The organism is Anaerohalosphaeraceae bacterium, assembly GCA_037479115.1.
GTDB lineage: Bacteria > Planctomycetota > Phycisphaerae > Sedimentisphaerales > Anaerohalosphaeraceae > JAHDQI01.
Map to the genome: position 1 here is coordinate 93,792 of JBBFLK010000008.1, position 17,475 is coordinate 111,266.

Below are 17,475 nucleotides of genomic sequence, written 5' to 3' on the forward strand. Positions count from 1 at the left end.
TCCAAACCGGTCTTAAAACGGTGTTCTTCTCGGACGTTCATGTTTACTCGGACGCTCACGGATATTTTGGAAGAGTCTCCGTAATTTCAAATACGACAAACTTGTTGAAATACAGCGGACTGTTCTCCAGCAGTTTCCAGTTCATCGGCTCATAGCCCGTCCGCATCTGGGTCTCAAAATAGCGCCGAATCCGCTGCTGAACGGCTCGATCCGTGCTGTCCCAGACATCTTCAATCGCCCAGACAATCCGGGCAGTCCGCAAATCCAGCATCTTCAGATGAACACTCAGCAGCAGATGCGGATACGAGCTGTACCGCCGAATTGCTCCGTACACCAGTGCATCGGCGCTCAGATTCTGCCGAAGCTCCGCCAGCTGCTGCGGCGTATTCTGATGAATGGTATCCAAATCATACTGCTGCCAGAAGGCTTCGCTTCGCCGAATCAGCCGAACGCTGAACAGATGCTTCTTGCCCAGACCGTCCGCCAGAAGCTCAGAAAAGGCCCGTCCCTGCTCCGGATACAGCGTCGGATTGTCCAGCTCCAGCAGCACCACCTTGCCGATCCGGCTGAAATCCGCACTCGGGTTCAGATAATAATGACCGGTGGGACGCTCGACGGGCTCCTGAACCCGGCAGCCGCACGCCAGAAGCATTCCAGCCAGAACCCAACAACACCTGCTCTTCATAAACGGAACTCCTCGGGACGATGTCATCCGCCGCTGTCCGCCGGCTCCGCCCCTAATATCCGAAGAATCTTGGCCAGCGCCTGGAGCTGAGCGGCCTGGGCCTTCCGCATTTCCTCCCGGAACCCCAGCACATCCGCTTTCCACTGATTCAGCTCCGCATGCATCTTCTGAAGGAATTCATTGGCCTCGTCCAGTTCCTTCTGGGTCTGACGCAGCTGGCTGTTCAGGGACTCCACCTCTTTCTTCAGACGGGCGTTTTCCTCAAACAGCTGAATGTTTCTCTCCCGCAGCTGGTTGGCGGTTTCGGAAAGCTGCTGATATTTTTCCGACCACATCAGAGCCGTCTGGACCGCATCCGGACCCGAGGTCCCTTCGGCAAAACGTCGTTCCAGGGCCGCGGAACCGGCCGGCGACCCCTCCGGCACCCGACCGGAAGGACTTTCCTGCAGCGGCGCCGGCGGAACCGGCGGCTCCAGGAACTGACAGCCCAGACACATCGTTAATGCCGCAGTCAGCATCCACTGGATACCCCTTCGCTTCATGGCTGGTTCTCCTGCTGAGCCGGCGAACCGGCTACATTTCCATAATTGCACTGAATAAAATGCTTTTGTCCGCAGCCGCAAACCACCTCCAGAATCACATAGTCGCTGTTGCTTTCCACTATCCTGGCCTGCGCCGCGCCGGAGGAACCGGCCGGGCTGACTTTTCGAAACGGCTCCGCCGCCCCAAGACGCGAACACGGCAGCACCACCGCCGAGCCCGGACGAATCTGACTCTTTTTGAGCACCCGTATCTTTTGCTGAATCCCGTTCATAATCGTCCCTTTGCCGGGTCTCCCGAACCATGCATGTTCGTTGATGTCTCTTTAAGCCCGATAGTCCACATGTCCGTCCTGAATCCCTCCGCCCTTTTCAATCTGTTCCCGTTCCTCCTCCAAAGCTTCCTGAAGCCCTGCCGTTCGGCGGTGTCGTTCCCGCCGACGGGACGAAGAGTCTTGTTTTCGATTGACCCGCTCGCCGATCAGCGAAGTCTGTTCCACCGGAGGCATCGACTCCACCGGTCCCAGACTTCTGTCAGGTCTATCCGCCATGACGGCCCCCTTTCTTCGGTCGTTTCAAACCTTTTCGTTCAGACTTCTCCTTCCGCCTTCCACTTCTGAAGCATCGTCGAGAGAGTAAACAACGCCGCCGCATGCAGCTGACTGACTCGGGATTCGGTAATCCCGAGCACCTCAGCAATCTGCTTCATTGTCAATTCCCGCTGATAATACAGCACCACAATCCGCCGCTGCTTCTTCGGCAGATTCTGAATTGCCCGCGCCAAATGTTCCACCAGTTCCTCCCGCTCCAGCCGATGGGAGGGTTCCGGCTCTCCCGCATCCGCCAGACACTCGCCCAGTGCCGGGGCCTCATCATCCAGTCCGTGAATCGACAGGAAATGCCGGGCCCTGGCCGCCTCCAGCAGCTGATACAGCTTGTCCAGCGGCATCTGAACCTCTTCGGCCAGCTCCTCATCCGTGGGCGGCTGTCCCTTTTGCTCCAGCAGCCGGGCGGAGGCCTCCTGAACCTGTTCAAACTGTTTGGACAGGGACGGCGGAGCAAACGACCACTGCCGAAGTTCATCAATCACCGCACCGCGTATCCGGATATACGCATAGGTCTTAAATTCCGCATCTTTCGACGGGTCATAATCGTGAGCCGCCTTCACCAGGCCGATCGTCCCCGCCGAAACCAAATCCTCCCGGCTCAGCGGCGGATGCAGATACGAAACCACCTGACTGACAATCCGATGGACCAGCGGCAGATACTGCAGAATCTGCTGTTCAGTCTGACTTTCCCGAACCTGAGAGCCGTAGGCGCGAAGGGCCTGTCCGGCGGAAACCGCGGGCATCTCCTCCAGAAACTCACGGGCCATCCGAACTTCCGGCCCAACCTCCGGCTGTGCCGGTGTCGTGGTAACAAACGGTTCTGTCATTGCCTATCCCTGTCGGTTTGTTTGCGAAGCTGACTTTCGACAATCGCATCCAGCAAAATTCGTATCACCATCCGTCCGCAGAATTGAACCACCGCATACATCACAACCGCCCCCGCCAGTGCGCGGCTGGCGCAGACGGCCGGACTGCATCCAAACAGCCAGCCCGCCGCCGCCATCAGAAAAAAGACAAAAACCGCCGAATACACCGCCAGAATTTTTACGTTCTGCTCCACAAAAAACCCTCAACAACGGCTCAATCAGACTCCGACCGGCTCACCCGCCGGATTCAGCACCGACGAAACCTCCGGCAGCGAAACCGTTTCAGCCGGATTGACCGACGTTCCCGTACAAATCTCATCATAGGCAGCCACTGGCAGACGCTGCAGAGACCGCGAAATCAGATTCACCAGACCCGGCCGAATCCGCGCATCGCACAGAAGAACCGGCTCCTCAATCCCTTTGTCCAGCATCTCCTTCCACGCCTGTGCAATCGCCTGATTCAGCTGGGAAGCGGCCTCCGGCGGGACCGCCAGCGTGATGGTGTCCGCTCCCTGCTGCACACAGCCCAGCAGCTGATGCTCCAGCGACGGTTCCAGAACCATCGCATTGATTTTGCCGTCCGGCCCTTTGAACCGCTCCGTAATCGTCCGGGCCAGTGCCTTGCGGGCACACTCCGTCAGCAGGACCGCATTCTTTGTTCGTCCGCCGTGTTCTCCGAGCGCCTCCAGAATCAGCGGCAAATCCCGAATTGAAATCCCCTCCTTGAGCAGATTCTGCAGAACCCGCTGAACCAGCCCGACCGAAACCACCTCCGGCACCACCTCCCCGACCAGCGACGGCTGCACCTTCCGCAGCCGCTCCAGCAGCTGCTGAACATCCTCGCGGCTGAGCAGCTCATGGGCATGCCGCATAATCGTTTCCGACAAATGTGTAATCAGAACCGACTCCGGGTCAATCACTGTATAGCCGTTCAGTTCGGCCGTTTCCTTATCTGCCGCCGCAATCCACAGCGCCGGCAGACCGTACACCGGCTCTTTCGTCGGGATTCCACGCACCGGCTTCTGAACCGCCCCGGAATCCATCGCCAGGTATTTGTCGGGCTCAATCCGCCCGGCGGCAATCACATGGTCATACAGCCGAATCTCATAGGACGAAGGCTCCAGATTGATATCATCCCGCAGGCGAACCAGCGGAAACACAAAGCCCAGTTTCTGGGCGATTTTCTTCCGCAAAGCGCCAATCCGCTCAAACACACTGCTTTGACGGCGCGGGTCCACCAAATTAATCAGACGGACCCCAACCAAAATCGACAGAATGTCCGCCTGCAGGAGTTCCTCCGCCGGCGGCTCATCCGGCGACGCAGACGACGAGGTCTCCGGTTTGCTCTTTTCAGACGATTTCTCCAGCGAGGTCTGCTTCCTGGCTCCCCAGCCCAAAAACCCAATTACGCCCGAAATCAGCAGGAACGGAATCTTCGGAAAGCCCGGAACCAGCGCAAAGCCCCCGATAACCCCCGAGGCAATCAGCAGCGCCTGAGGCTGGCGGAACATCTGCTGGGTCATATCAAATCCGACGGTGTTCTCCGAACGGATTTTCGTCACCAGAAAGCCGCTGCTGACGGCAATAATCAGCGAAGGAATCTGACTGACCAGGCCGTCGCCGATGGTCAGGACGGAATAATGCCGCAGCGCCGCTTCGATCGGCATTCCCTTGGTCCACCCCAGAAGAATCCCGCCAATGAGGTTAATGGCCGTAATAATCAGACCCGCCTTGGCATCTCCCGAGATAAACTTGCTTGCACCGTCCATCGCTCCGTAAAATTCGCTTTCCTTGACGATGGCATCCCGGCGCTGCTTGGCTTCCTTATCCGTAATAATGCCCGCATTCAGATCCGCATCAATCGACATCTGCTTGCCCGGCATTGCATCCAGAATAAACCTTGCGCTGACCTCACTGATGCGCCCCGCTCCTTTGGTAATCACCACGAACTGAATCACCACCAGAATCAGGAACATCACCAGTCCCACAACCAGATTGCCCCCCGCCACAAAATTCCCGAAGGTGTGAATAATCGTTCCGGCATTGCCCTGCAGCAGAATCAGACGCGTGGAGGCCACATTCAGTGACAGGCGGAAGAGCGTCGTAATCAGCAGAAGCGACGGAAACGTGGACAGCTCCAGCGGCTCCTGAGCCGCCAACACAATAATCAGAACCGCCACCGCCAGTGAAATGCTGCACGCCAGCCCGATGTCCAGCAGAAAAGTCGGCAGCGGAATCAGCAGCATCGTCAGAACGCCCACCAGCCCCGATGCAAACAGAAAATCACTGTTGGCGGCCAGTTTGGCGATAGGCCGGCTGCCAAATCCTTTCTCTGCTGTTCCCGCAGAACGCCCGGTCATTCAAAAACCCCTTCCTCAGCTTGATTTGGCGGCGGCGCCGGACAATCCCGCCGCCGCATTCAGAATCTCGCGAATCCGAACGCCGTAGCAGTCTTCCACCACCACAATATCCCCTGCGGCAAACGGCACCCCCTGCACAATCAAATCCACCGGCTCGCCAATCCGCTTCTCCAGCGACAGAATTGAGCCCGGCTGGAGCTGAAGCAGACGGCGCAGCGGAATATCCGTCTTGCCCAGCGAAACCGTCACCGGCAGCTGGATATCCAGCAGCATATCCAGATGTTCCTGACCGCTGCGAACATCCTGCCCCTCCGCCGATGCAAAGTCCGCTTCCTGAACCGCCGTCGTGCTGTTGGGACCGGAAACGATGGACGCCTCCGGAACCGCTGTCTGTTCTGTATCCGCCATATGAACTCTCCCTGTTCCCCGCTTTCTTCTATTCGCTTTCCGCTTCGCTGATAACCAGCACAATCTTTCCGTTCTGCTGCGCCGGATAGGCAAAAAAGCAGGGCTGTCCGTTCAGAAGCACCCGCCACGGACGCCGAATCTTCTGCCCCAGCACAAGCACATCCCCCCGCTCCAGTCCCGCCAAATCTCCAAGTCCAATCAAATTGGTCTCCAGCGTGGCGCAAACGGAAACCGGAACCTGACGCAGCCGCTCCAGAATCCGGGCCGAACACTGGCTCGGATTCAGCGCCGCCGGCGTCGGAACCCCTGCAAACGAATCCAGAAGGGCCGATTCGAGCACCAGCGAAAACTCCACCGCGCACGAGCCGTACTGAATCTCCAGCGTCCATTCGAACAAATCCTCCAGAATCCGGGAACGCATCAGCCAGTCCCCGCGCACCGGCTGGCCGGCAGGCTGAACCTTCAGACGAATCTGTTCCTGGAGAACGTCGCTCAGAAAACCCGCCAGAACCGTGGAGGTATCCATCAGAATCGACTCTTCCAGCGCCGAAAACTCTCCATTCTGACCGACCGCCGCCTCCGGGTCATTCAGCATCTGCGCCACCAGAAACCGGGCATTCTCAAACGTGAACAAAAGGCAGCCCACACACTGCTTGCTGTCATCCCGCAGCCCGATCACATACGGGCCCTCTTTGCCCACACCGACCGTCTGTGCCAGACGATACGCAAAATGCTCCCGAACCCCCTTCAGCACCCCCTCCACCGTACTGTTCGTCTGTTCGCTGAGTCCTTTCTGAATGGACAAAATCATCCGGTTGCCCAGCCCCTCCAGCAGGGCCCGCGCATCGGAACCGAACCGATGAGGGCGTGTCCAGTCAAACTCCTCCGCGGGCTTCTCCGGCTCCGGCACCGCCGTCTGCCGAGCCCGCTCCACCAGACGCATCAGCTTCTCACGCGGAAGAACAATCGTTGTCTCTGCACCGCTCATTGGACGGCAAACTCCCGAAACAAAACCCGCTGAATATACGGACGGCCGTTCGGAAACAAAAGCTCATTAAACTGCTCGCGGATGTGCCGCTTAATCTTTTCCAGATTGCGGCTGCCGCGCACATCCTCCAGACTTAAACCTGCAAAATAGGTCGTCAGCCAGTCCCGCAAAACCAGCTTCCGCTCGTTCAGGTACGCTTCCCCTTTCGTGCGGTCCATCTCCGGACTCATTTCCAGCGACACCGTCACCCGAACATAGCGTGTCACCCCCGGCTCATCCAGATTGGACACAATCGCCTCCAGTCCCTCGTAAATCCATGCCGGCTGATTTTGGCTGTTCTTCAGAAGGAACTCATCAAAGTTTTTCTCCACCTTGGCCGGTTCGGCCGTTTGAGCCGCCGGACATTCCGAATCTGTTCCGCCCAGCAGCTGCGAGAGGGCAAATCCGCCGCTCAGGGCCCCCGCCGCCACGGCCCCCAGCATCACCCAGAACATCCAGCCGGTTTTCCCGCCTTCCATCGGCACTGATGTACTTTTCGTTGTCCGCTTATCCTGTCCTTTTTCCGACGCCATATCCGTCTTCCTCTGCTTGCCTTACTGTGCTGCCGAAATCTCCTGATGTCGATATCGTCGAATCCGCTCCCGAAGCGTCCGATCGCTGATTCCCAGTTCACGGGCCGCCTGCGTCTGATTCCCGCCGGCACGCTTCAGGGCCGCCAGAATCGCCTGACGCTCCACCTCTTCCAGCGAAATCCTCTTTTCCAAAAACCGCTCCTGCGTCTCTGCGGACTCCTCCGCCAGCTCCTCCATCAGACTCGGCAGCCCCGTCACTGACAGCAGCGGTCCTTCCCCAAGAATCAGCGCCGTCCGCACCACATTCCGAAGCTGCCGAACATTCCCGGGCCAGGAGTACTGCTCAAACAAATCCAGCGTCTCCCGTTCAATTCCCTGAATCTGACGGCCCGTTTCCGCCGCATACTGGTTCACAAAAAACCAAATCAGAGCCGGCAGGTCTTCCTTTCGCTCCCGAAGCGGCGGCAGCGTCAGACGCACCCCCGCCAGACGATAATACAGGTCGGCCCGAAATGCGCCTTCCCGCACCCGCCGAAGAATATCCTGATTGGTCGTACTGATGATGCGTACATTGACCCGAATGCTTTCGCTTCCCCCCACCCGCTCAAAGCTCATCTCCTCCAGCACACGAAGCAGCTTGGCCTGAAACGCCGGCGGCGTCTCCGTAATCTCATCCAGCAGCAAAGTGCCTCCATTCGCCCGTTCAAAACGTCCTCGATGGCTGAACAGAGCCCCGGTAAACGCCCCTTTTTCATGCCCGAACAGTTCGCTTTCCAAAAGCGTCTCCGACAGAGCGGCACAGTTCACCCGAACAAACGGCCCTTCCGCACGGCGGCTCCGGCTGTGAATGAAATGAGCCAGCAGCTCTTTGCCTGTTCCGCTTTCTCCGCACAACAGAACCGAAACAGAACTGCCCGCCGCCTTCTCAGCCGCCCTCAAAACCTCCTCCAGACGCCGACTGCGCCCAACCATCACCTGCCGGCGTTCCAGCGATTCAAAGCAGAGCAATGCCTCGGAATCATGAACCGGAAGATACCGGTCCAAAACCGCCGCCAGACGCTTCGGACAGACCGGTTTGACCAGATAATCCGCACAGCCGGACCGAACCGCCCGGAGGGCTTCCTCGGACGAGTCCCGTCCGACAGCCACGACCGGTGTCTCCGGAAACTGCCGGCGAATCTGACCAAGAAGCCCTGTTCCGGACCCGGACGCCCCATCCTCAATCGACGGATTGTAAAAAATCAGCGTCCAGGCGCATTCCCCCAGCAGACGCCGCGCCGTCCGCTCCGCTGCGGCAACCGTTCCGCGAATCCCGCGCTGAGCCAGAGACTCCAGCACAAGCCGGTTAAACTCCGCTTCTCCGTCCAGAATCAGAACCTGTCGAAACTCATTGAGATTAACGGTCGGCTTCACGCACCAATCCTTTCAGGGTTGACGCCTGCAGACTGTCCGCCAAATCCAGCAGTTCCAGGGATGCCCTGGCGGCCCCATTCCATCGGCTGCCGGGGGCCTTTTGCAGCAGCTCCTGATAAAGCCGCCGCGCCGCTTCCGGCTGAGAATGACGGAGACAATTGGCCCGCTGAAAAACCGCCCACTGCCAGTCCGGCTCACTCGGTGAACCGGCCCGCTCGGCAGCCAGCCGGTAAAACCGCTCCGCCCGCTCAAAATCCCCGCACCGAAACAACGCATCCGCCGCCCCCATCGCATCAATCGGCTGCGCCACTGCATCCAGCCGCTCCAGTCCGCGGGGAGCTTCGGCCGCGCGGACAGCTTCCGGCAGCGGCTTTTCATCCGTAAGCTCCGTTTTTTCCGCATCAGACGCCGGCTGCTCGGCCGCCTCCGACGCAGACGGGGATGAAGCTTCTGTGCCGGACGCCTTTTCCGGCGAATTCTCTCTTGGAGACCGAACCGGAACGGTCAGCCGCTCCAGCCCGGCAATCAGCAAATCCAAGTCCACCGTGCTCACCGACGTCAGCGACAAATAGACCGGCTGAATCTGCTCCTGAAGAATCTGCCGCCGCAGCTCGTTCGTGCGGCTTGGAATATTCGGGTCCTCCGGTCCGAACGCCGCTGCGGAAATCCCGGCAAAAACCGCAGCCCAAACCAAAATGATGAAAATCCGGCACTTATTCACGGCCTGCCTGCCTCCTGCATCGGGACGATGCCTCCATACGCCATCGCAGCATCCGCATACCGCTGCTGCCCCTCATAGACACGGCCCAGCAGCACAAAGGTCTTCTGACGCATCGATTCCGACACCCCTTCCATCGACAAAATCTGCTCACAGAAGGTCCGAGCCGTGTCCAATCGACCCCTTTGGAAAGCTGTCTGGGCCAGCAGATACATCCCTTCTTCAATTTCTGACGGCTCCTGCAGGTCATACACGGCTTCTGTCAGTTCCTTCTCCGCCGCTGAAAAATCCTGCATCTGAATATAACAGCGGGCCAATTCGAGCCCTATCTGGGCCCGCAGCCCGGCATCCGCAATAAACTCCCGCCGGCGCCGCAGCAGCGAAACCGCCGTTTCCGCCAAATCCGTCTCCCGCAAAATCCGGCTCCGCCGCAGCAGCAGTTCACACATCTGCTTTTGGCTCAGACGCGATTCAGAAATCCCCTCCAAAATCTCAATGGCTTCCACATAATGCTGACGGGCAATCTTGGCCTCTATCAGATTCAGATTCGCCTGAAACGCTTCCTCCTCCGTCAGATGCTGACGCAGCGATGCCTTCAGAACAGCAGCGGCAGTTTCGTAATCCCCCCGTTTCAGACAAACCTGGCCCAGCAGATGAAGAACAGGGCCGGTCTGGCTGTTTTTGTCCTGCTCCATCAGTTCCAGCGTCTCATTCAGCCAACGCTGGGCCTGCTCATAATCGCCGCTCTCATACGCACACCGTCCCAGGCCATACGCCGCACGGGACCGAACCGATGAGGAAAAATTCAGCCGATAGACCTTTTCAAAAAGCCGCGCAGCCGTCTCATACAGGCCCTTCTCTGCCGACGCCTCCGCCAAATACAGATGTGCCTCATCGACCGCCCGATTTTCCGGATACTGCATCACCAGCTCGTTCAGGTCCGAACGGGCTCCTTCAAAATCTCCCAGCTGCGCCTTCAGTCGGCTCGAATACGCCAGCGCATAGGGGGCCAGCGGGTGATGAGGATAGCGGGAACTGACCAGCTTAAACTCGCTGAGCGACGGAATCGGCTGCCCCTGAAGCGCATACAAAACGCCCAATGCATAATGGGCATTCGGAGCTCGGTGTTCGCCGTGGTACCGAAGCAGAAAACGCTGCCACATCGCAACGGCCTCCGCCAGAAGTGCGGTCCTGTACTCCTCCAAATCCTTGTAGGTCTCCGGGTCATACAGCCGGGCGGATGCCCCGTCAAACCGCCACAGCAGGCCGGTACTCCCGACCGCCAGCTCCGCCAGATACGTCCCCGCCGCAGACGGCAGATACAGCGTCACCGGACGCCGACGCATCGTTTCCTCTGAAACCTCCCACAGAACATTGATGCCCGAAGCGGTACTGTACTTCCACAAAATCTCCTCCAGCGGACTTCGCAGGCAAACCGCCGTCCATTGCGACCCTGTTTCTGCCTGCGGCCGATAGACAATTTTCGGCCCCAGCGCCCCGACATTAATTTCCTCAAATCCCCTCATTAAAAACGCCTTCAGTGCCGCCGCATCCTCCAGCGGAACCTCCGCAATCGGCACTGTATCGGACCACAGCGGCCCCGGCAGCAGGCCCGATTCCTGCTTGAGTTTCAGCGCTATCCTCAGCAGCGCCTCCGCCGCGACAAAATAGGTGTCCGATTCCATCGTAGCCGGCATCGTCGAATCCATAACCGACATCAGCGACAACGCCCGATAGGCACTCTTTCGAGCCTCCAGAAACTGCTGATTGTGCATCTGCAGAAAACACAAATGATAATAGGCCAGGGCCCGCACAACCGGCGAACGGCTTTCGAGCGCCTGGGCAAACAAGGCCGTCAAAATCTCCTGCTCCTGTGTCCTTTGCAGACAAAGAGCCATCCTCAGTGTCAGATAATCGTCCAGACAGGCATCGGCCGGGTTGTTCTTCATCAAATTTTCACGAAGACGCCCAAAAACATAGCAGGCCTTAAAATAGTCCCGGGCCCGGTACAGCTCTTCGGCGGAACGAAGCGATACCGACTCATCCAAAACCTTTCGCGTCAGCGGACTGAGCTGAACGCTCCGCATCAAAACAGTCGGATCCATTGCCCCATCTCGGCCTGTTAATTTAGGCAGTTCAGGAACCGTTTCCAAAGGCAAATTAGACTGGACTGAAGCCGGCTCCGCCGCCGCTTCAACGGGCTTTCGCAAAGCCCCGGACAAAACCAAATAGCAAACAACCCCACCTGCCATCAGAGTATTCACAGCCAGCAAAAAAAGAACCCAAAACCAGCGGCGGTCCCAGGATACACCCGTTTGAACCCGACGGGCATCCGACAATATCTCGGCACCTTTGGACTCAGGTTTCGGACTTTCCTTCCGAGGCGGTTTGCCGACAAAAAGCTCCTGTTCCCGCACTTCCGGAGAAATCGGGCTGGCAAACAGTTCGAAAGGACTCTTTTTTTCAGCCATTTAATTCCCTATATTATCCATCCACTATTCACACTGTAAGCGCACAATACACTGCTCCCGAAATGTGCAAGAAATGTGCCACCCAATCAAAACTGTGTTTTTTGTTAGAAAAATGAGGTTTTTGAGTGAAAAAACGCCCCCAATCCATCCAAAAAATCTGCAAGACTCCCCCTGCCTGTCTGTTTTCCATACAAAAAAAGGAATCTCGACAAAAGCCGAGATTCCTTGGTTGTTCATCCTGTCTTATTCAGCCGGAGCCGGTTAAGCAGACTCCCGTTTCTGCCGGGCGGCGGCAAACAAATCCACCTTGCCCTCCACCACCTCCGGCGTCACGACATATCGGCCCGGCTTGGGTTCCTCCGGCAGGCGATACATCAAATCCAGCATTAAATCCTCCACAATAGCCCGCAATGCCCTCGCCCCTGTATCCCGCTGCATCGCCTTCTTAGCCAAAAGCCGAAGGGCCTCATCCGTAAAACGCAGCTCCGCATTCTCCATTTCAAAAAGCTTCTGATACTGCTTGACCAGTGCATTCTTCGGCTTGGTCAGAATGTCCACAAGAGCGTCTTCATCCAGCGCTGTCAGGGTTGCGATAATCGGAAGTCTCCCCACAAATTCCGGAATCATCCCGAACTCGATAATGTCCTCCGGAGTGACTTGAGAGATAATCTCCGAATAATCCGCCTTTTTGTCGTGCCGCCCTTCGTATTCCGAGCCGAAGCCAATCAGTTTTTTTCCCAGACGTTTCTTAATGATGTTGTCCAGCCCCACAAACGTCCCGCCGCAAATGAAGAGGATATGCGTGGTATCCACTTGAATGTAGGCCTGCTCCGGATGTTTCCGGCCCCCCTGCGGAGGAACATTTGCAATCGTCCCCTCCAGCATCTTCAAGAGTGCCTGCTGAACCCCTTCCCCCGAAACATCGCGGGTAATCGAGACATTTTGTGTCGTTTTACCGATTTTGTCGATTTCATCGACATACACAATCCCCCGCTGGGCCGCTTCAATATCAAAATCCGCCGCCTGCAGCAGCCGCAGCAGAAAGTTTTCCACATCCTCGCCTACATACCCCGCCTCCGTCACCGTCGTCGCATCACAGATGGCAAACGGCACATTCAGCACGCGGGCCAGCGTCCGCGCCAAAAGCGTCTTGCCGGACCCCGTTGGACCAATCAAAAGGATGTTCGACTTATCAATCTCCACATCCTCATCCCGACTGTCTGTATGCAGCAGCCGCTTGTAATGATTGTGAACCGCCACCGAAAGGGCCTTCTTGGCCTTTTCCTGACCAATCACATATTGATCGAGGAACTCCTTAATCTCCCGCGGTTTCGGCACATCCCGAATGAGTTCTGAAGACGAGCTCTGCCGGCGCTTTTCCTGCCGAACAATGTTGTAGCAAAGCTCGACACAATCCGCGCAGATATACACCCCGCCCGGACCCGCCACAAAGGCATCCATCGGATGCTTGCTGCGCCCGCAAAAACTGCACATTTCCCGGGTTTTTCCCGAATTGTTTGTTTTGGCCATTTATCGACTCCGTTTTACGGTTTTTCTCGATTCTTACCAGTTGTAATTATTCTACCCCTTAAATCCAAAATAGGCAACCCGCTTTTCCGCCGAAAAAGTTTGACTTCTTCCTCCGGACAGCATACACTAAGACAATAATCAAGGAGTTTTTCAGCATCGTTTCGCCCTCTTTCCGAGCAACCGTGAAACGCTTCTGAATCGCAAAAGAACAAAACCAGAACCTGCTTTTCAGGAGGTCCAATTATGAAAAACTCTTGGTTTCTTTCCGTTTTGACCGCACAAACCGTCTTTCTGTCCTCCCTGTTCGCCCTGACGCTCGACACCGGCTCCATCGTTCAGGTCAATACCAATGAAGACAGCCGTCCTTTCGGCTACAATGAAACGTTCGCTGCCTCATCCGAAGCCGTCGTCTGGCTGGATGAGCGAAATCCTTCCGGAGTTCCTCAATTATACGGCATCCGAATGGACGACCCCAACCGCACCGAATTTCTCATTGACCCGTACGTTCCCTGGGCCAACGGCGTCAAAATATCCGGCAGCCGAGCCCTTTACAAAAGCGAAGACTTTCCATCTCCGAATGTCCTGAGGGTCGCCGACATTCAAAATCCCGCCTCCCCGCAGATTCTCACCATCCAGCCGAACATAAACGTTTCGGTCTTTGACATCAACGGACCGTGGATTGCGTACGCCGGTTCCGGAGAAAGCACGGAGTATCGAGATATCGTTACAGCCGCGGATGTCTCAGACTTTCAGAATCCGCAAACGTACCGAATCGCCGAGCTTCCGGAAAACGCCTACGTCAGCAGTCTGGCTCTTGAATCGCCTTATCTGGTCTGGATTGAATATACAGGAGAAGGCGGAACGGCAAAAATAGCCGACCTAACCAACCCCGCCGCCCCTTCGATTCAGAGTGTTCCTCTGCCGGAAAATTTTTATCTGGAAAGCATCCGTGTCTCCGACAATGCCCTCATTGGACGCGCCTGGTACGGCTGGGAGGTTGTCCTGTGCCTGGTTCGAGATTACCGAGCGCCCCACTGGACTATCCAGCGAATTCGACCGGGCGGCATTCTCGATGAATATCTGCACAGCGGCCCTCGACTCGACGGGCCCTTTGCCGTCTGGGTTACAACCGCCCGAGCCCCCGCTTTCCTGGATGACAGCGAGCCGCGAAACGAATCCGGCTGGAAGCTCAAAGCCGTTTCCATCTACAATCTCGGCAACATCGTCACCCTGCTGAATACGCCTTATGAAAATGAAATCGGATTTGCCGATATCGCCGGCAGACAAATTGTCTGGTCTCAGGAGGAAACCTATATCCAAGCCGACCTTTTTCAAGCAGCTCTTGAGCTCGAATGCGGAGACTGGGGCTACAAACCCGGCGACATCAACAAAGACTGCCGGGTCGATCTGGAAGATTTGGCCTGTCTGAGCCGGAACTGGCTGTCCTGCACAACCCCCGACCAGCCCGATTGCCAGCTCGGTTCTTAGCAGAGAAAGCGCCGTTTCGCTTTATAAAACAAAGAAAAACAGGGTTGTGACAGAAACCAACAAACCGGAGTGTTTTTGCCCGACGGCCCTGATGCGGAAGCTTATAAGTGGTAATCTCCGGCGGCTTCCGGCTGATAGAGAACTTTTTCTATCCGAAGTCGACGCAAACCCGACGGCACACGCCATTGGATTTCATCCCCCTCCCGATAGCCGAGGATGGCTGTTCCAACCGGTGCCAAAACTGAAACGGCCCCGTTGTCTATATCTGCATCCTTCGGGAAGACAAGGGTGTAAATCATTGTCTCAGAAGTATCAATATCCCGCAGCAAAACCTTTGAGTTCATTGTCACCACATCCGGCGGAACCTCCTGCGGTGAAACAATCCGAGCCCGTCGGAGCTCTCCTTCCAGGGCTTGAAGGTCCTCTCGACCGCCGCCGAACATCCGGGCTACATCAAGTAGCTCTTCCAGCCGTTTCTGATCAAATTGAGTGATGTAGATAGTCCTCTGTTTCATGCAGCGGCCTCCAATTCAACTCTTCATCCTCCCCAATATAGTCTTTCCAGATACCGGCGGCAAGCCAAAAGGGCGAAAAACAGGACAGCGGCTTACTGAATATGGACTCGTCCTTCTTTGACCTTCAGCCGACCGGCGGCAAATAATCGGATTGCCTCCGGATAGGCAATGCATTCCTCCCGGAATACCCGGGCGGCCAGGGTATCCGCATCATCCCCTTCCAGCACCGGACAGCATCGCTGCACAATAATCGGCCCGGCATCATATTCATTCGTACAGAAATGTACCGTGCAGCCGCTCACCTTGCAGCCCGCCTTCAGCACTGCCTCATGAACATGATGCCCCCACATCCCCTGCCCCCCGAAACTCGGCAGCAGCGCCGGATGAATATTCATCACCCGGTTTTCATACCGCTTGGGAATCTCCCAAAGACACAGCCACCCCGCCTGCACGGCCAAATCCACGCGGGCCTTGTCCAGTTCCTCCGCAATCCGCTCACTGAATGAATGAACATCTGCAAAATCCTTCCGGCGGATAATCACCGGCTCCAGCCCGATTTCCCGAGCCCGCTGCACCCCCGCCACCGTCGAACGGGAACTAATCACCAGCACAATCTGGGCCGGCAGACGTCCCGCCTGAATCTCCTGGTGAAGATTCACCATCGTCCGCCCGCCCCCGCTCAGCAAAATCCCCAGCCGAATCGGCTGAATATCCCTCCATGAGCCCTCCCGGTAAATGTCTCGCCGCAAATCCATTGCCTCATTGGCCAGCTTATCCGCCTCCGCGTTTTTCTCTCGCGGAATATGCTCCGCCCTCCACCGGTCAAAACCGGCCAGAATCTTTCGGCATGCCTCATACAACGGCAGGAGATTGTCACTTTTGACCTTGTACTGCCCATTGAGCTGCCGTACCAGCAGTTCGCTGTCGCTGAACAGTACGAGCTCTTTTGCCCCCCGCTTTTGAGCCGCCCGAAGCCCTTCCAGTACCGCCGTGTACTCTGCAATGTTATTCGTCGTTTCCGGCTGATAAATCGCCCGGCTTTCAATGAATTCCCCTGCCGGCGTCTGAAGAAGATATGCCCCCGCTCCCGGACCCGGATTGCCCCGGCTGCCTCCGTCTGTATAAAGATGTAAGACCATTTCTCCTTTTGAACTCCCCATCTGGGCATCCTTGAAAACAAAAAAAGCGGCTAATCTGTACCGCTTTCCCTCAGATAGAGGATTCGTGTGCAGTTCGTACAGCGTAAAATCTCATCTTTGGTCGTCAGGATGTTCACCATCTCCGCCGGCAGCCCCATAAAACACCCTCCGCAGCTGTAGGAAGCTGAATGCTCATCCGACTTCTCAATCGCCGCCATTGCCTCGCCGTCATACGTCTCGGCCACCCGGACAAACAGATTCAAAACCTCCGATGGAATCTGCTTAGCCGCTTCGTCCCACTCCGCCTGAATTGCATCAATATCCTTCTGATACTCGGCCGCCTTGACCTCCGCCTCCGTCCGCACCTGCTCCACGCGGGCCTTCTGCTCTTCAATCTGCTTTTGAATCTCCGCACACGCCGCCTGGTCGGTCTCCAGATTCTTCATCAATTCGAGAACCTGATTTTCGAGTTTGGCATCATCGGCCTTGGCGGTATTCAGTTCGGTGAGGATGGCGGAATATTCTTTGTTGGTGCGGGCCAAATTGAGTTGAGAGCGGAGTTTGGCAATGTAGGCATCACGCTCCTTCAGTTCCAGCTCCAGCCGGTCCGCCTGAATTCGGGTCATCCGGATTTCCTCCTGCTTGGCCTCCAGATTGCTCTGCAGGGTTCGCAGCTGGTTTTCCTGAAAGAGCACGCTCCGACGGCATCGGTTCAGCTTCGTCTTGGCCGCCCGAAGCCGATTTTCGATCCGCTGGAGCTTGATTAACCCCTCTAAAATCGGTCCCATCGAAAGTCCTCTCTGAAATTGTAAAAGTTCCCCTCATCAAATTAAACGAAATATTATGACCTCCCTGAAAACCTTCCGCAATAAAATTTTTCCCGATTTTCTTGCTCTCCTTTTCCCCTCCTCTTCACCGGAATCCGATTCCCCTCCGGCTATTTTTTCTCCATTCTGAATTCGTAATTCTTCATTTCCTTAATTCTTACCCGGGGCTATTGCCCACACTGGCTGATTCAAATCCCGACGGCCTATTTTTTGGAGCCTGCGTCAGCAGGCATCATACGACAGCCCCGCCCGCAAGGGCGGGGAAAAAAGAGAATGAAAACCCTATCCCCATCTTCCCCGGGCTTACGCCCGAGGCTATTTTCTCATATCAGACCTCCATCATTCCTA

General features: G+C 56.6%; 18 protein-coding genes. 1 reads left to right on the plus strand and 17 read right to left on the minus strand.

The annotated features are described in order from the left end of the window. Positions 1-55: 55 nt before the first annotated feature. The 14 genes from WHS88_05775 to clpX form a co-directional block, all read right to left on the minus strand. Positions 56-685 carry a hypothetical protein gene (locus tag WHS88_05775; GenBank protein MEJ5259680.1) on the minus strand — a complete coding sequence of 210 codons (630 nt, stop codon included), beginning with the start codon at positions 683-685 and terminating at the stop codon, positions 56-58. Between the two features lie 23 nt (positions 686-708). Beyond that, positions 709-1,227, minus strand: coding sequence for a hypothetical protein (locus WHS88_05780; protein MEJ5259681.1), 519 nt, complete (start codon positions 1,225-1,227; stop codon positions 709-711). Next, entirely contained in the window at positions 1,224-1,499 is a 276-nt protein-coding gene (locus WHS88_05785; GenBank protein ID MEJ5259682.1) for a hypothetical protein, read from the minus strand. Before WHS88_05785 ends, WHS88_05780 begins: the two co-directional genes overlap by 4 nt. 51 nt (positions 1,500-1,550) lie before the next feature. Then, complete coding sequence (locus WHS88_05790; GenBank protein ID MEJ5259683.1) at positions 1,551-1,775, minus strand: hypothetical protein; 225 nt, start codon at positions 1,773-1,775, stop codon at positions 1,551-1,553. Positions 1,776-1,813: 38 nt separating this feature from the next. Beyond that, positions 1,814-2,659 (minus strand): FliA/WhiG family RNA polymerase sigma factor, encoded by an 846-nt coding sequence (locus WHS88_05795; GenBank protein ID MEJ5259684.1) that lies wholly within the window; start codon positions 2,657-2,659, stop codon positions 1,814-1,816. Beyond that, the gene (locus WHS88_05800) at positions 2,656-2,892 is read right to left on the minus strand and encodes a hypothetical protein (GenBank protein ID MEJ5259685.1); all 237 of its coding nucleotides are present in this window, start codon (positions 2,890-2,892) and stop codon (positions 2,656-2,658) included. The genes WHS88_05795 and WHS88_05800 overlap by 4 nt, the downstream gene beginning before the upstream one ends. 24 nt (positions 2,893-2,916) lie before the next feature. Next, positions 2,917-5,058: a flagellar biosynthesis protein FlhA gene (flhA, locus tag WHS88_05805; GenBank protein MEJ5259686.1), complete on the minus strand. Its 2,142-nt coding sequence runs from the start codon at positions 5,056-5,058 to the stop codon at positions 2,917-2,919. 15 nt (positions 5,059-5,073) lie between these two features. After that, on the minus strand, positions 5,074-5,466 hold the full coding sequence (locus tag WHS88_05810; GenBank protein ID MEJ5259687.1) for a FliM/FliN family flagellar motor switch protein: 393 nt from the start codon (positions 5,464-5,466) through the stop codon (positions 5,074-5,076). 28 nt (positions 5,467-5,494) lie between these two features. Then, positions 5,495-6,454 carry a FliM/FliN family flagellar motor switch protein gene (locus tag WHS88_05815; protein ID MEJ5259688.1) on the minus strand — a complete coding sequence of 320 codons (960 nt, stop codon included), beginning with the start codon at positions 6,452-6,454 and terminating at the stop codon, positions 5,495-5,497. Next, complete coding sequence (locus WHS88_05820; protein ID MEJ5259689.1) at positions 6,451-7,026, minus strand: flagellar basal body-associated FliL family protein; 576 nt, start codon at positions 7,024-7,026, stop codon at positions 6,451-6,453. Before WHS88_05820 ends, WHS88_05815 begins: the two co-directional genes overlap by 4 nt. A gap of 21 nt (positions 7,027-7,047) precedes the next feature. Further along, complete coding sequence (locus tag WHS88_05825) at positions 7,048-8,439, minus strand: sigma-54 dependent transcriptional regulator (protein ID MEJ5259690.1); 1,392 nt, start codon at positions 8,437-8,439, stop codon at positions 7,048-7,050. Next, positions 8,423-9,160 (minus strand): hypothetical protein, encoded by a 738-nt coding sequence (locus WHS88_05830; protein MEJ5259691.1) that lies wholly within the window; start codon positions 9,158-9,160, stop codon positions 8,423-8,425. The genes WHS88_05825 and WHS88_05830 overlap by 17 nt, the downstream gene beginning before the upstream one ends. Continuing rightward, positions 9,157-11,628 (minus strand): tetratricopeptide repeat protein, encoded by a 2,472-nt coding sequence (locus WHS88_05835; GenBank protein MEJ5259692.1) that lies wholly within the window; start codon positions 11,626-11,628, stop codon positions 9,157-9,159. The genes WHS88_05830 and WHS88_05835 overlap by 4 nt, the downstream gene beginning before the upstream one ends. A gap of 261 nt (positions 11,629-11,889) precedes the next feature. After that, the gene (gene clpX, locus WHS88_05840) at positions 11,890-13,158 is read right to left on the minus strand and encodes an ATP-dependent Clp protease ATP-binding subunit ClpX (protein ID MEJ5259693.1); all 1,269 of its coding nucleotides are present in this window, start codon (positions 13,156-13,158) and stop codon (positions 11,890-11,892) included. A gap of 243 nt (positions 13,159-13,401) precedes the next feature. Here clpX and WHS88_05845 point away from each other — a divergent pair, with 243 nt between their 5' ends. Next, positions 13,402-14,646 carry a hypothetical protein gene (locus WHS88_05845; GenBank protein MEJ5259694.1) on the plus strand — a complete coding sequence of 415 codons (1,245 nt, stop codon included), beginning with the start codon at positions 13,402-13,404 and terminating at the stop codon, positions 14,644-14,646. A gap of 101 nt (positions 14,647-14,747) precedes the next feature. Here the strand turns inward: WHS88_05845 and rnk are convergent, their stop codons facing one another. The 3 genes from rnk to WHS88_05860 all read right to left on the minus strand — a co-directional run bounded on the left by rnk (position 14,748) and on the right by WHS88_05860 (position 17,088). Next, positions 14,748-15,161, minus strand: a complete 414-nt coding sequence (rnk, locus tag WHS88_05850) for a nucleoside diphosphate kinase regulator (protein MEJ5259695.1) — start codon at positions 15,159-15,161, stop codon at positions 14,748-14,750. Positions 15,162-15,253: 92 nt separating this feature from the next. After that, positions 15,254-16,300 carry a phosphoribosylglycinamide formyltransferase gene (purN, locus tag WHS88_05855; GenBank protein MEJ5259696.1) on the minus strand — a complete coding sequence of 349 codons (1,047 nt, stop codon included), beginning with the start codon at positions 16,298-16,300 and terminating at the stop codon, positions 15,254-15,256. 50 nt (positions 16,301-16,350) lie between these two features. Continuing rightward, positions 16,351-17,088, minus strand: coding sequence for a C4-type zinc ribbon domain-containing protein (locus WHS88_05860; GenBank protein MEJ5259697.1), 738 nt, complete (start codon positions 17,086-17,088; stop codon positions 16,351-16,353). Positions 17,089-17,475 lie beyond the last annotated feature (387 nt).

Coding starts and splice junctions, on each gene's coding strand:
- WHS88_05775 (MEJ5259680.1), bottom strand. CDS start 685: ATGAAGAGCAGGTGTTGTTGGGTTCTGGCTGGAATGCTTCTGGCGTGC.
- WHS88_05780 (MEJ5259681.1), bottom strand. CDS start 1,227: ATGAAGCGAAGGGGTATCCAGTGGATGCTGACTGCGGCATTAACGATG.
- WHS88_05785 (MEJ5259682.1), bottom strand. CDS start 1,499: ATGAACGGGATTCAGCAAAAGATACGGGTGCTCAAAAAGAGTCAGATT.
- WHS88_05790 (MEJ5259683.1), bottom strand. CDS start 1,775: ATGGCGGATAGACCTGACAGAAGTCTGGGACCGGTGGAGTCGATGCCT.
- WHS88_05795 (MEJ5259684.1), bottom strand. CDS start 2,659: ATGACAGAACCGTTTGTTACCACGACACCGGCACAGCCGGAGGTTGGG.
- flhA (MEJ5259686.1), bottom strand. CDS start 5,058: ATGACCGGGCGTTCTGCGGGAACAGCAGAGAAAGGATTTGGCAGCCGG.
- WHS88_05810 (MEJ5259687.1), bottom strand. CDS start 5,466: ATGGCGGATACAGAACAGACAGCGGTTCCGGAGGCGTCCATCGTTTCC.
- WHS88_05815 (MEJ5259688.1), bottom strand. CDS start 6,454: ATGAGCGGTGCAGAGACAACGATTGTTCTTCCGCGTGAGAAGCTGATG.
- WHS88_05820 (MEJ5259689.1), bottom strand. CDS start 7,026: ATGGCGTCGGAAAAAGGACAGGATAAGCGGACAACGAAAAGTACATCA.
- WHS88_05835 (MEJ5259692.1), bottom strand. CDS start 11,628: ATGGCTGAAAAAAAGAGTCCTTTCGAACTGTTTGCCAGCCCGATTTCT.
- clpX (MEJ5259693.1), bottom strand. CDS start 13,158: ATGGCCAAAACAAACAATTCGGGAAAAACCCGGGAAATGTGCAGTTTT.
- WHS88_05845 (MEJ5259694.1), top strand. CDS start 13,402: ATGAAAAACTCTTGGTTTCTTTCCGTTTTGACCGCACAAACCGTCTTT.
- rnk (MEJ5259695.1), bottom strand. CDS start 15,161: ATGAAACAGAGGACTATCTACATCACTCAATTTGATCAGAAACGGCTG.
- purN (MEJ5259696.1), bottom strand. CDS start 16,300: ATGGTCTTACATCTTTATACAGACGGAGGCAGCCGGGGCAATCCGGGT.
- WHS88_05860 (MEJ5259697.1), bottom strand. CDS start 17,088: ATGGGACCGATTTTAGAGGGGTTAATCAAGCTCCAGCGGATCGAAAAT.